9 protein-coding genes are annotated in these 12436 nt (G+C 72.6%); 6 read left to right on the top strand and 3 right to left on the bottom strand.

The features are described 5' to 3' along the window. The first annotated feature begins 197 nt into the window (after positions 1-197). Positions 198-359: a hypothetical protein gene (locus AB0K05_RS17355; protein ID WP_187281037.1), complete on the top strand. Its 162-nt coding sequence runs from the start codon at positions 198-200 to the stop codon at positions 357-359. A 62-nt stretch (positions 360-421) separates the two neighbouring features. On the opposite strand, the gene AB0K05_RS17360 is transcribed toward AB0K05_RS17355, so the two are convergent. Together AB0K05_RS17360 and AB0K05_RS17365 are read right to left on the bottom strand one after the other, a co-directional pair. After that, entirely contained in the window at positions 422-1237 is an 816-nt protein-coding gene (locus AB0K05_RS17360) for an inositol monophosphatase family protein (protein ID WP_271275912.1), read from the bottom strand. After that, positions 1237-3183: an alpha/beta fold hydrolase gene (locus tag AB0K05_RS17365; protein WP_364230032.1), complete on the bottom strand. Its 1947-nt coding sequence runs from the start codon at positions 3181-3183 to the stop codon at positions 1237-1239. The genes AB0K05_RS17360 and AB0K05_RS17365 overlap by 1 nt, the downstream gene beginning before the upstream one ends. A gap of 86 nt (positions 3184-3269) precedes the next feature. Here AB0K05_RS17365 and AB0K05_RS17370 point away from each other — a divergent pair, with 86 nt between their 5' ends. Beyond that, positions 3270-4247, top strand: a complete 978-nt coding sequence (locus tag AB0K05_RS17370; protein ID WP_271275914.1) for a ferrochelatase — start codon at positions 3270-3272, stop codon at positions 4245-4247. Here the strand turns inward: AB0K05_RS17370 and AB0K05_RS17375 are convergent. Continuing rightward, positions 4238-5407, bottom strand: coding sequence for a lytic transglycosylase domain-containing protein (locus tag AB0K05_RS17375; RefSeq protein ID WP_364230034.1), 1170 nt, complete (start codon positions 5405-5407; stop codon positions 4238-4240). The genes AB0K05_RS17370 and AB0K05_RS17375 overlap by 10 nt on opposite strands. A 91-nt stretch (positions 5408-5498) precedes the next feature. Here AB0K05_RS17375 and AB0K05_RS17380 point away from each other — a divergent pair, with 91 nt between their 5' ends. The 4 genes from AB0K05_RS17380 to sepH all read left to right on the top strand — a co-directional run bounded on the left by AB0K05_RS17380 (position 5499) and on the right by sepH (position 11960). Beyond that, positions 5499-6701, top strand: a complete 1203-nt coding sequence (locus AB0K05_RS17380; RefSeq protein ID WP_271275916.1) for an MFS transporter — start codon at positions 5499-5501, stop codon at positions 6699-6701. Between the two features lie 102 nt (positions 6702-6803). Further along, on the top strand, positions 6804-7475 hold the full coding sequence (locus AB0K05_RS17385) for a polysaccharide deacetylase family protein (protein WP_364230037.1): 672 nt from the start codon (positions 6804-6806) through the stop codon (positions 7473-7475). A 52-nt stretch (positions 7476-7527) separates the two neighbouring features. Continuing rightward, positions 7528-8820, top strand: a complete 1293-nt coding sequence (locus AB0K05_RS17390; protein WP_271275918.1) for a D-arabinono-1,4-lactone oxidase — start codon at positions 7528-7530, stop codon at positions 8818-8820. Positions 8821-9185: 365 nt separating this feature from the next. Next, on the top strand, positions 9186-11960 hold the full coding sequence (sepH, locus tag AB0K05_RS17395) for a septation protein SepH (protein WP_364230039.1): 2775 nt from the start codon (positions 9186-9188) through the stop codon (positions 11958-11960). Positions 11961-12436 lie beyond the last annotated feature (476 nt).

A 12436-nucleotide genomic window follows, 5' to 3' on the forward strand; every position in this document is an offset into this window, starting at 1 on the left:
GCCCCTCGCTTCGATAAGCGCACGGTAAGGCATGTCCAGGGACAGGTGACGCAGCCCACAGGGAATTCCATGTTTCGGACGCCGAGCGGTCTGGGTATGCCTGCGAGACACCCATGCGCCCGTGTCCCCCTTCGGGCTCCGCACGGGCGGGTGGGCCTTCGCCCCGCACGAATCGAACCCCTGAGAGAGTAGGTGAGATGGGCGAGTTCACGACCACGATCGAAAGCCGCCTCGACCAGGCTTACAAGGGTCTTCGGGAAGCCAGGAGCGCCGGTGACGACTACCTCGCCGACACCCTCACCGCCGAGATCGAGGATCTGCGCCGCCTAGCGGACGATCACGGTATCCCGTTGCGCTGACGTGGTTTCACGCCGACGGCCGGAGCCCCGAGGGAGTGGCTCCGGCCGTCGGCGTCCTCACCTCAGGAGTCGCGTGCCGGGTCGAGCGCCGCCAGCAGGTCATGGAGCTCCTCGAACAGCCCCGGCGGCGCGCAGAGCGCCATCTCGGCGCCGCACGGCCCGCCGTGCAGGCCGCCGACCCTGGCCCCGGCCTCGGCGGCGACCAGCCCGCCCGCCGCGTAGTCCCAGTAGTTGACGCCCCGCTCGTAGTACGCGTCGACCCGGCCGAGCGCCACCGAGCACAGGTCGACGGCGCACGATCCGCCGCGCCTGATGTCGCGCACGCGCGGCAGCACCCCGGTCAGCACCTCGGCCTGGACGGCCCGCCGCGCCGCGCCGTAGGCGAACCCGGTGGCGACCAGCGCCTGCCCGAGCGGCGGCGCCGGGTCGCACCGCAGCCGCTCGCCGCCGAGCCAGGCGCCCTCGTCCAGGGCGGCGGTGAACACCTCGCCGCGCGGCGCCACGTTCACCACGCCCGCCACCACCCGGCCGCGCACCTCGACCGCGATGGACACGGCCCAGTCGGGCAGCCCGTAGAGGAAGTTGACCGTGCCGTCGATCGGGTCGACGACCCAGCGCACGTCGGTCTCGCCGGGCCGGTCGCCCTCCTCCTCGCCGAGGATCCGGTCGCCCGGCCTGACCGCCAGGATGCGCTCGCGGATGAGCTGCTCGGAGGCCCGGTCCAGGACGGTGACGACGTCGGTGGGGCTGGACTTGGTCTCGATGTCGGCCGAACGGGTGGACATCGAGGGCCGCTTGGCCAGCAGCATGTCGCCGGCCTCGCGGGCGATGTCCTCGGCCAGCCGCAGGAAACCGGCGGGTGTGGTGGTGCCGGGCATCAGGCCACCGACTCCGGGCGCTTCCACTCCTCGCCGAGCACGTGGTGGGCGAGGAAGGCCAGGACGGACTCGTACCAGGCGACGACGTTGCCCGGCTTGAGTATCCAGTGGTTCTCGTCGGGGAAGTACAGGAACTTCGACTCCACGCCGCTGCGCCGCAGGTCCCACCACAGGCGCAGGCCCTCGCCGATGGGCACGCGGTAGTCCTTGTCGCCGTGGATGACGAGCATCGGGGTGGTGATCTTGTCCAGGGCGAGGTGCGGCGAGAGCTCGCTGTAACGTTCCGAACCCGCCGGGCCGAACTCGCGCTGCCAGTACATGGCCGCGTCGGTGGTGCCGGCGAACTGGTCGAGGTGCCAGAGCGAGGCGTGGGTGACGATCGCCCGGTAGCGGTCGGTGTGGCCGGCGACCCAGTTGGCCATGTAGCCGCCGAACGAGCCGCCCATCGCGGCCGTGCGCTCGGCGTCGAGGTCGTCCCTGGTCAGCGCGGCGTCCACGATGGCCTCAAGGTCGGCCATGGTGCGCGGGCCCCAGTCGCCCCAGCCGCGGTCGATCATGCCCTGACCGTAGCCGGTGGACAGCGCGGGGTCCGGCATCAACACGGCGTAGCCGTGCCTGGCCATGATCCACGCCTGCCAGCGCCACTGCCAGTCGTTCCAGGAGGCCACCGGGCCGCCGTGGATCCACAGCAGCAGCGGCGCCGGGTCGGCGGCGGAGGCGCCTTCCGGCAGCACGAGCCAGCCGCGGATGGTGACGCCGTCGTCGGCGGTGGCGGTGACCTCGGTGAGGGTGCCGGGGGTCTCGGGGCGCGGCGCGGGCGAGGGCAGGTCGGCGATGGCGCCGTCGAGGCCGATCCTGGCGGGGCCTGGGGCCAGCGCGACCCCGCTGCGCAGCGCGTACAGGGACTCGCCGTCGGCCGAGACGTTGAGCGCGAGGTACGAGGCGTCGTCCGCGGTGAGCCTGGTCACCTCGCCGTCCTCCAGCGTGACGCGGAAGACCGGGCGGCGGCCCTGGTGGTCGGCGGCGATGTGCACGGCGGCGGAGTCCGGCGCCCACACGACGTCCGAGGGGAACAGGTCCGGCGCGTACGTCCGCCCCTCGCCGGTGGCCAGGTCGCCGATCCACAGCTCGATGCGGACGGACCGGTCCAGGGCGGCGTGCCGCTCGCGGACGCAGGCGATCTTGGTGCCGTCCGGCGAGACGGCGAGCGGGCCGCCGAAGTCGTGGCCCTCCTCACTGGCGAGCGTGCGCCGCTCCCCGGACTCCACGTCGATCGCGACCAGCTCGACGCGCTGCTCGGCGTGGGACAGCGGGATCCGCCAGGTGGAGATCACCGTGCGGCCGTCGGGGGTGAGCGTGAAGGCGGCGTCGCGCAGCGCCTCGCCCGGGTCGGGGGTCAGGTCGCGGACGTCCTCCAGGCCGTCGGGGCCGAGCCTGCCGGCGAACAGGCGGGTGCGGCCGGGGCCGAGGTCGTGGTCCCAGTAGCGGACCGGGTAGCCCTCGTGCAGGATCGCGCTGATCCCGGCGTCCTTGCGAGCCTTGCGCCGCTCGGCCTCGTCCGCCTCCTCGCCGTCCAGCACGTCGGAGGCGAACACGACCGTGTCGCCCGCGGTCCTGAAGGCGCCGACGCCGCCGGGGCGGGCGGCGATCCGGCGGGCCTCGCCGCCGCCCGCGGGCAGCAGCCAGAGCGCCGCCACCTCCTCGTCCGCGTCCTTCACGGTGGGGTCGGGGCGGGAGCTGGTGAACAGCAGGTCGCCCGTGCCGGTGAACTCGGCCGCCGTCTCGCCCTTGGCCGACCGGGTCAGGCGGTACGGCTCGCCGCCGAGGGGGATCGCCCAGAGCGCGGTGCCGTACGACTTGCCGTCCGGGTTGAGCGTCTGGACCACGGAGACGAGCCGGGAGTCGTCGGGGGAGAGCTTCAGCGAGTGGACACGTGGGATGGCCACATAGTCACGGATATCGTCAAAGGGGCTCACTTGTCCGAACCTACCTCCTGGCGGGACCACCGGCACGTCGCCATAGGCTTGTTCACGTGGCACATTACGACGCGTTGCTGGTGCTGTCGTTCGGCGGTCCCGAGGGTCCCGACGACGTCATGCCCTTCCTGGAGAACGTGGTGCGCGGCCGGGGGGTCCCGCGCGAGCGGCTGCTGGAGGTCGCTGAGCACTATCAGAGCTTCGGCGGCGTGAGCCCGATCAACGGCCAGAACCGCGACCTGGTCGAGGCGCTGCGCCCGGTGGCGGGCGTGCCGGTCTACTGGGGCAACCGCAACTGGCACCCGTTCGGCGAGGAGACCGTGCGCCGGATGGCCGACGACGGGGTGCGCAGGGCCGCGGTGTTCGCCACCTCCGCCTACGCGGGTTACTCCAGCTGCCGTCAGTACTACGAGGACATCGCCAGGATCTCCTTCGACGGCGGCCCCGAGCTGGTGAAGCTGCGCCACTACGGCGACCACCCCGGGTTCGTCGCGGCGATGGCCGACCACACCCGGCAGGCGCTCGACCGGCTCAAGGACAGGGCCGGCCACGACCACGCCCGGCTGGTCTTCACCGCCCACAGCATCCCCGTCTCCATGGCCGAGACCGCGGGGCCGTCGGGCGGCCTGTACGAGGCGCAGCTGCGCCGCACGGCCGAGCTGGTCAACCGGGCGCTGGGCCGCACCGCGCCGTGGGACCTGGTGTGGCAGTCGCGCAGCGGCCCGCCGCAGGTGCCGTGGCTGGAGCCGGACGTCTGCGACCACCTGCGTGGGCTCGACGCCGAGGCCGCGGTGCTGGTGCCGATCGGGTTCGTCTCCGACCACATGGAGGTCGTCTACGACCTCGACACCGAGGCCAGGCAGGTGGCCGAGGAGCGCGGGCTGCCGATGGAGCGGGCGTCGACGGCCGGCACCCACCCCGCGTTCGTGCGGATGGTGCGCGAGCTGATGGACGAGCCGGAGCCGGTGCCCTGCGCGCTCACCTGCTGCCCGGCGCCGAAGCGCAGGCCCGCTCAGGTGCCGGATCAGGTGTAGGAGCGGGCGTAGGCGTCGGCGATGCCGAGCACCTTGTTCACGTAGTCCCATGAGTGGTTGTAGTGCCAGACGGCCTTGCGCAGCTTCTCACCGCCCTGGCCGGCGCCGACGGCGCACAGGTAGTTCGCCGCTCCCGGGACCGCGTCGTACGGGCTCCAGATGTCCTTCTTGCCGTCGCCGTCGCCGTCCACGCCGTAGGCCTTCCAGGTGGCGGGCATGAACTGCATCGGCCCGAGCGCGCCCGCGCTGGAGGGGCCGTTGTTGCGGCCGTGGCCGCTCTCCACCTGGCCGATGGCGGCCAGCACGGTCCATGACAGGCCGGGGCAGCGGGTGGCCGCCTGCTGGTACAACTCCAGGTAGCTGCCCGGCCTGCCGGTGGTGACGGCGGCCCGCTGCGGCTGCTCGCGTTCCCGGTGAGCCTTGTCGAGCATGACGACCTGGGCGCCCTGGCCGAGCGCCTTGCGCACGCCCGCCTCGCTGATCTTGCCTTCCTTGCCGTGCAGCAGCACCGCCACGCCGGGGGCCAGCCCGAGCGCGCGGCCGAGCTCGGTGCCGACCAGCGCGTCGACCCCGGTCAGGCCGAGCGGCGCGGAGGCGGCCAGCCGCAGCCGGGGCCCGCCGTCCACCTGGTAGTACGCGCCGAGTTTGAGGTCGTACTTGCGCACGGCCGCCGCGTCGGCCACGAACTCTCCCCTGGCCAGCGCGCTCCACACGCCGGGGTGCCCGGCGACCGCCTCGGGTGTCCAGGAGCGGAACTCGGCCTGGTCCACCGCGAGCAGGTTGAGCCCGGTGCCGGCCACCTTGACCGAGCCCGCGTCCACCACGATGGCCTTCTGCACGTGCTTGAGCGCCGACAGCGCGAAGCGGGTCTCCTTGGGCACCTCGCCCGGCGCGATGGCGAGCACGCGCGGCGGGGTGGGGGTGACGCCGGCGCCGCCCTCGCCGAACTCCTTCACCGGAGCGGCGGTCGGGGGCGTGGTGGGGACGAGCTTGTCCAGGCCCGCGGTCTGCCTCTCGGGCCGTTTCTCCGTCTCCCGCGCCGCCGGGCCGGCGGACGGATCCTCCCCCATGACCAGCACCACGCCGCCTGCCGCGATCGTGACCGCGAGCACGGCGGTGACCATGAGCAGCACCGCGCGCAAGGAGGGAAGACCGGACACCCGGGACACGTTAACCCACTCGCCAAGAAATCTGTTGCCATCCGGACAGACGATGCGCGAAGTTATGCCTGCACAGTAAGGAGACAGTGAGATGGTCGGGCCTTACCGGGGGTTGTTCACAGGGCCCGGCGTCAAGGGATTCGTGCTGGCCGGCTTCTTCGGCCGGATGCCGATGTCCATGCTCGGCATCGGCGTGGTGCTGCTGGTCCAGGGCCTCACCGGGTCGTTCGCGATGGCCGGGGCGGTGTCCGCGGTGCTGAGCATCGCCTTCGCCGTCGCCGCTCCCCTGTCCGGGCGGCTCGCCGACCGGTTCGGGCAGGGCCGGGTCATCCTGCCGTTCGCCGTGGTCAACGCGCTCGCGCTGGTCGCGCTCATGCTCAGCGCCGGGCTCGGGCTGCCCGACTGGACGCTGTACGCCGCCGCGCTGGTGACCGGCGCCACGTCGCTGTCGCTCGGGTCGATGGTCCGGGCGCGCTGGTCCCACCTGCACCCCGGGTCGGCGAAGCTGCACACCGCCTTCGCCTTCGAGTCCGTCGCCGACGAGGTGATCTTCGTGACCGGGCCGGCGCTGGTGACCGTCCTGGCCACGGCCGTGAACCCGTACGCGGGCCTGACCGTGGCGCTGGTGGCGATGCTCACCGGGTCGGTCGCGCTGGCCCTGCAGCGGCGCACCCAGCCGCCGGTGCGGCCGGTCCGCTCGGCGGGCGGCACCCCCATCCTCATCCCCGGCGTCGCCCTGCTGTCCTGCGTCTATCTGGGGCTCGGCGCGGTCTTCGGCTCGGTCGACCTGATCACGGTGGCGTACGCCGACGAGCACGGGGTCAAGGGCGCCTCCGGGTTCCTGCTGGCCGCGTTCGCGGGCGGGTCGATGGTGTCGGGGCTCTGGTTCGGCTCGCGGCGCTGGCGGATCTCGCTGCGCGGCCGGTTCGTCCGGGCGCTCGGCGTGTTCGTGGTCGGGCTGCTGCCGATCATGTTCGTCGGTGACGTGCGGGTCATGGCGGTCACGCTCTTCGTGGCCGGGCTGGCCATCTCGCCGACGCTCATCACCGGCTTCTCGCTGACCGAGCGGCTGGTGCCGCCGTCGCTGCTCACCGAGGGCATGGCGTGGATCTCGACCTCGATCGGGTTCGGCGTGGCGATCGGCGCGTGGGCGGGCGGCCGGCTCACCGAGATGGTCGGGGCGTCCGGCGCGTACGGGTTCTCGGTGGCGTGCGCGGCGCTGGCCGTGGTGGTGGGAATCGGAGGTTCGGGTTTGCTGAGACTTCCCGGAGCGCCTTCACCGGCGGAGAGCTGATCCGCTACCGTCGGGACATCCCTCGCATCACCCTTCACATTGGAAACTACAGTTATGTCCCGACATTTGACTTCACTCCTGGCTATCGCGGCGGTTGCCGTGATGGCGGCGCCCGCGCCGGCGGTCGCCGACCCCAAGGCGAAGGAGGTCGACTGCACGCGGATGAAGTGCGTGGCGCTGACCTTCGACGACGGGCCCGGCAAGTACGCGGGCAAGCTGCTGGACATCCTGAAAGAGCACGACGCCAAGGCCACGTTCTTCCTCGAAGGCCAGTACGTGAAGAGCCGCCCGGCCTACGTCAAGCGGATGGTGAAGGAGGGGCACGCGATCGGCAACCACAGCTACGCGCACCCCGACTTCACCAAGTCCACCCCGGCCACGATCCGCAGCGAGATCAAGAAGACCAACGACGCGATCAAGAAGGCGGCCGGGGTCGAGCCCAAGCTGCTGCGTCCCCCGTACGGGATGTCGGACCTGCAGGTCCAGGACATCGCGGTCGAGTTCGGCATGCCGATCATCCTGTGGACCGGCGGCTCCCGTGACTGGGAGTCGAAGAACGAAGAGAAGATCAAGAAGCAGACCCTGTCGGTCGCCAAGGGCAACAGCATCGTCCTCATGCACGACTGGGTGAAGCAGACGGTCGACGCGATGCCGTCGATCATCAAGACCCTCCAGCGCAACGGCTACCACCTGGTCACGGTCGACGACGTCATCAAGCACGAGGAACTCAAGCCGGGCGACGTCTTCCCGCTTCCCGAAGGCTGGGAACAGTGAGTATCGTTCACGTTTGACCGGAACGAAGCCCCAGCCAGGAGAACCCGCGCGCATGGCGTTCACCAACTGGGCAGGCAACCAGGCCTGCTCCCCCGCCGAGGTGCGCACGCCGGCCTCCGCCGACGACGTGGCGCGGGCCGTGCGGGACGCCGCGGCGGGCGGACGGCGGGTGCGCATGGCCGGGACGGGCCACTCCTTCACCGGGGTGGCCCTCACCGACGGCATCCTGCTGCGCCCCGAAGAGCTGACCGGCGTCCGCTCCTGGGCGGACGGCCAGGTCACGGTCCTGGCCGGCACCCCGCTCAAGACGCTGAACACGCTGCTCGACGGGCGCGGCCTGGCGCTGGCCAACATGGGCGACATCACCGAGCAGACGGTCGCGGGCGCCATCCAGACGGGCACGCACGGCACCGGACGCGACAGCGGCGGCCTGGCCGACCAGGTGACCGGCCTGGAACTGGTGCTGGCCGACGGCTCGCTCGTCACTGCCGCGCCCGGCGAGGACCTGTTCGACGCCGCCAGGGTCGGGCTGGGCGCGCTCGGCGTGCTGACGGCGGTGACGTTCCGGGTGGAGCCCGCGTTCCTGCTGCACCACCGGCGCAGGCGGCTGCCGCTCAGCCGCATCCTCGACTCGCTCGACGCCCTCACCGCCGAGAACGAGCACCTGGACTTCTTCTGGCTGCCGCACACCGACGCGTGCCTGGTCAAGACCAACAACCGGCATCCCGGCCCGCCCGCCCCGCCGAACGCGTTCCGGCACTGGCTGGACGCCGTGTTCCTGGAGAACACCCTGTTCGGCGCCGCCTGCGCCGTCGGCGCCCGCCTCCCCGGCCTGATCCCCCGGATCAACGCCGTCAGCGCCGCAGCCCTGAGCGACTCCGAAGCCGTCGACACCTCGTACAAGATCTTCACCGCGCGGCGGGAGGTGCGCTTCCTGGAGACGGAGTACGCGATCCCGCGCGAGCGGCTCGGGCAGGCGCTGCGCGAGACGCGCGACCTGATCGACCGGATGGGCTGGCAGATCAGCTTCCCCGTCGAGGTGCGGGTGACGCCGCCGAGCGACGCCTGGCTGTCGACCGCGTACGGCAGGCCGAGTGCGTACGTGGCCTGCCACATCTACCGTGAGACCCCGAACCCGGCCTACTTCGAGGGCGTCGAGGAGATCATGACCAGGCTGGGCGGCCGCCCGCACTGGGGCAAGCTGCACACCAAGGACGCCGCGTACCTTTCGGGCGTCTACCCGCGCTTCGCCGACTTCACCGCCCTGCGCGACCGCCTCGACCCGGACCGCCTTTTCGGCAACGCCTATTTGGACCGGGTGCTCGGGCAGGTCTCCCCCAGGTAAAGAATGCGCGCGGACGCGTGTCCCGCCGTGCCTCCGCCCGTCGGGGGCGGCAACCTCGTCGATCGTGCCCCGACGTTCCGGCCTGCCCTCCCCGTACGCGACCGCGGCCCTCACCGCGCCGGCCGCCTCCAGCCCGAAGTGCGAACCGATTCGCCAGAATCCGACGAGGACGTCTAACCTCCTCCTGCGCACGGGCGGGCTCTGAGAGGATGGACTCGTCAAATGTGACTGGCGTCACAACGCCCCGCGGCTATCCCAGCAAGGCGATGTTCGGACATGCCGGGTACGGTGCTGGCAGGCAACCGGCACACGCGAGAGACTCAAGGGTCCGGGGGAAGAATGGCGACGCTGACGAAGGGACTCGCATGCAGGAGCTCCGACTCGTCGCGGTGAGTGAGGACGGCACCTATCTCGTGCTGGCTACTGCCGGGCGGGGCACGCGCTTCACTCTTCCTGTGGACGACCGGCTCCGTGCTGCCGTCCGTGGCAACTTCTCCCGTCTCGGCCAGTACGAGATCGAAGTGGAGAGTCCGTTGCGCCCCAAGGAGATCCAGGCCCGCATCCGTGCCGGGGAGACCGCGGAAGAGATCGCCGCCACGGCCGGGATCCCGGTCGAGCGGGTCCGCTGGTTCGAGGGGCCGGTGCTCCAGGAGCGCGAGTACGTCGCGCAGCAAGCGCAGCGCGTCACCGTCCGCATGCCCGGCGAGACCGCGGCCGGCCCGACCCTGGGCGAGCTGGTCGCCGAGCGGCTCACCCGGCGCGGCGTGCCCGCCGACGAGATCGACTGGGACTCCGCCAAGCGCGACGACGGCCTGTGGCGGGTCAAGCTCGGCTACGTGTGGAACGGTCACACGCGCCACGCCGAGTGGCTCTTCGACCCGCGCCGCCGCCACGTCAGCCCGCACGACGACGAGGCCCACCGCCTGTCCTCGGCCGACTTCGACCCTGATCCCGTGGTGGAGGACACCACGGTCACGCCGTTCGCGCCCCGGATGGCCAAGCTGCAGCCGGTGCCGCCGCTGACGTCCGACCCGCTGCCGTTCCCGTCCGTCATCAGGCCGGGCTCCCAGCCCGAGGAGCCTGCGGTCGGCTACGACCCGCCGGCCCGCGAGCTCCCCGTGGACCTTCCGCCGGCCGCCTTCGACCGCGACCCCGACCCGGCGCCGCCCGCCCGCGACGACACCCGCCGCGGCGGCCCTTCCCCATGGCTCCCGGACCTCGGCCCGTCCCGCCCCCAGCCCTTCTACGCCCCCGCCGACGACCGCGTCTCCCCCGACCGCACAGCCGGTCCCGGCCACCGCCCCACCGGCCCACACCCGGACCGGGGTGCGGTGCCGGGCGCAGACTCACACCCCGACCGGAGCGTGGCACCGGGCGCAGACCCGGGCACGACCCGTCAAACCGGCTCATACTCCGACCGGAGCCCCATTCCGGGGACAGACCCCGGCACGACTCGTCCGACCGGTTCACACCCGGACCGGAGCGCGGCGTCGCGGCCGGAGCGTCCGACGGCGGCTCAGCCGCCTACGGACCGGTTCGTCCCGCAGGCGCGCACCGACGCCGCTCCGGCAGGGCCGTCCTCCTCCGGCGCGCCCACTGGCTCCTTCCGGGAGGCCACGCCCGAGAGCACCGTGCCCGTGGAGTCGGCTCCGACCGCCGCGTCCTCGGAGACCGTCGGGCAGCCTTCCGCTCCTGAGGCGACTCAGGCGCCGACCAACGACTCCCCCGCTGCCCAGACTCCGGCGGCACCGGCCGCGCCCGTACAGGATCAGGGCTCCGCCGCGTCCACTCAGACGCCCTTCGCCGAGACCTCCGCCTCCGCCGAGCCGGGCGGAGCGGCCCAGCGTCCGGAAGCCGCCATCGCCCAGTCCGCCACACCGGCCCGGCAGCAGGAAACGCCGGACACGGCACCGGCCGCGCAGTCCGCACAATCGTCTGAGCAGACCGCGGCGCAGGCCGCCCAGACGGGATCACCGGCCGAGCAGTCTGGGACGTCACCCACACAGCAGCCGGAATCCGCACCCGCCCAGGCGCAGACACCCGCCGCTGCCGACGCCGCCACCCGGCCCACCGATGCCCCGGCACGTATCACCGACGGCACCGACGACCACGCGGACGTCTCGGCAGACGCCGTGACCACCGGCCCTCCGGCAAGCGACCACCAGCCGGAAGCGGCTCCAATCAGCGCGGACGCTCCTGCTCAGCAGCAGGAAACACCGGCCACCCAGACGCCGCCGTCGTCCACTCAGACCCCGGCACCCGCCGCACAGTCGGCGCCGTCGCCCGCACAGGACACCACACCACCTGCGCAGACGGCACCGTCGCCCGCACAAAGCACCACACCTGGCGCGCAAGCGGCATCGTCGCCTGCGCAGGGCGCCATACCTGCCGCGCAGGCAACGCCAACCACTGAGCAGGGCACCACACCGACCGCGCAGTCGGCGCCCGCGGCTGAGCAGGGCACCACATCCGCCACACAGGCGACGCCAGCCGCTGACCAGGGCACCGCACCCGCCGCGCAGGCGGCGCCTACGGCTGAGCAGCCTGGTACGTCACCCACGCGGGAGCCGGAATCCGCGCCCGCCCAGGCGCAGACATCCACCACACCCGCCGCCGACACGACGACCCAGACTGCCGAGGCCCCGGTGTCCGACGCCACCGATGCCGAGACCCATGCTGCCGCCGACGGCGGGACCGCTGCATCGGCTGCCGCCGCCGAGCCTCCCGCTGCCGCGGAAACGCAGAGCCCGGGATCGACCGGCGACGCCTCCGGGCCCGCCACGGAGGGCCCCGTGACGGCCGGCGCTCCCGCCGCGCGGAAGGCTCCCGAAAGCGACGCCTCGCCCGTACGGGAGACCGAGGCGGCGGAGAAGAAAGCTCCCGAGGTCCAGGCCGAAACGGAGACCGGTGGCGGCCGCAAGCATCAGCCCAAGGGCGCCAAGCCGGCGGCGAAGGCGGTGCCCGCGGCCCGGCCGAGCAAGGACGACCAGACCGAGCAGGAGCCTCCGGCCAAGGAGGAGCCTCCCGCGCCGACGCCCGCGCCCAAGCCGGCCCGCCAGTCCCGCAAGGGCTCGCGCGGACGCCGCGCCTCGGTGCCGACCTGGGACGAGATCATGTTCGGCGCCCGCCGCCAGGACTGACAGCGACGGATGCACGTGAGCGCACCCGCCTGAACTCGCAGGGCCCGCCAGGTCTGTACTGCCCCAGCCCACAGGGCCCGCGAGAGTCCGTGCGCGCCGCGACCTCAGCTCACATGGCACGCCAGGGTCCGTACCCACCGCGACATCAGCTCACAGGGCCTGCCGGGGTCTGTGCGTGCTGCGGCCCCAGCCCAGAGGCCCCGCCAGGGTCCGTGCGCACCGCGGCCTTAGCTCACAGGGCGCACCAGGGTCCCTGCGTGCTGCGGCCCCAACACACAGGGCCCGCCAAGGTCTGTGCATGCTGCGGCCTCAGCCCAGAGGCCCCGCCAGGGTTCGTGCGCGCTGCGGCCTCAGCTCACAGGGCCCGCCAGGGTCCGTGCGCGCTGCGGCGTCAGCTCACAGGGCCCGCCAGGGTCTGTACTGACTGCGGCCTCACCCGCCCGGCCCAGGCAAGCGGCAGACGCCTGGCCGGGCGT

Source organism: Nonomuraea sp. NPDC049486, assembly GCF_040676925.1.
Lineage (GTDB): Bacteria > Actinomycetota > Actinomycetes > Streptosporangiales > Streptosporangiaceae > Nonomuraea > Nonomuraea ferruginea.

Excerpts from the sequence above, each read along its gene's own strand:
- AB0K05_RS17355 (WP_187281037.1), top strand. The coding sequence starts at position 198 with ATGGGCGAGTTCACGACCACGATCGAAAGCCGCCTCGACCAGGCTTAC.
- AB0K05_RS17360 (WP_271275912.1), bottom strand. The coding sequence starts at position 1,237 with ATGCCCGGCACCACCACACCCGCCGGTTTCCTGCGGCTGGCCGAGGAC.
- AB0K05_RS17380 (WP_271275916.1), top strand. The coding sequence starts at position 5,499 with ATGGTCGGGCCTTACCGGGGGTTGTTCACAGGGCCCGGCGTCAAGGGA.
- AB0K05_RS17385 (WP_364230037.1), top strand. The coding sequence starts at position 6,804 with ATGGCGGCGCCCGCGCCGGCGGTCGCCGACCCCAAGGCGAAGGAGGTC.
- AB0K05_RS17390 (WP_271275918.1), top strand. The coding sequence starts at position 7,528 with ATGGCGTTCACCAACTGGGCAGGCAACCAGGCCTGCTCCCCCGCCGAG.
- sepH (WP_364230039.1), top strand. The coding sequence starts at position 9,186 with ATGCAGGAGCTCCGACTCGTCGCGGTGAGTGAGGACGGCACCTATCTC.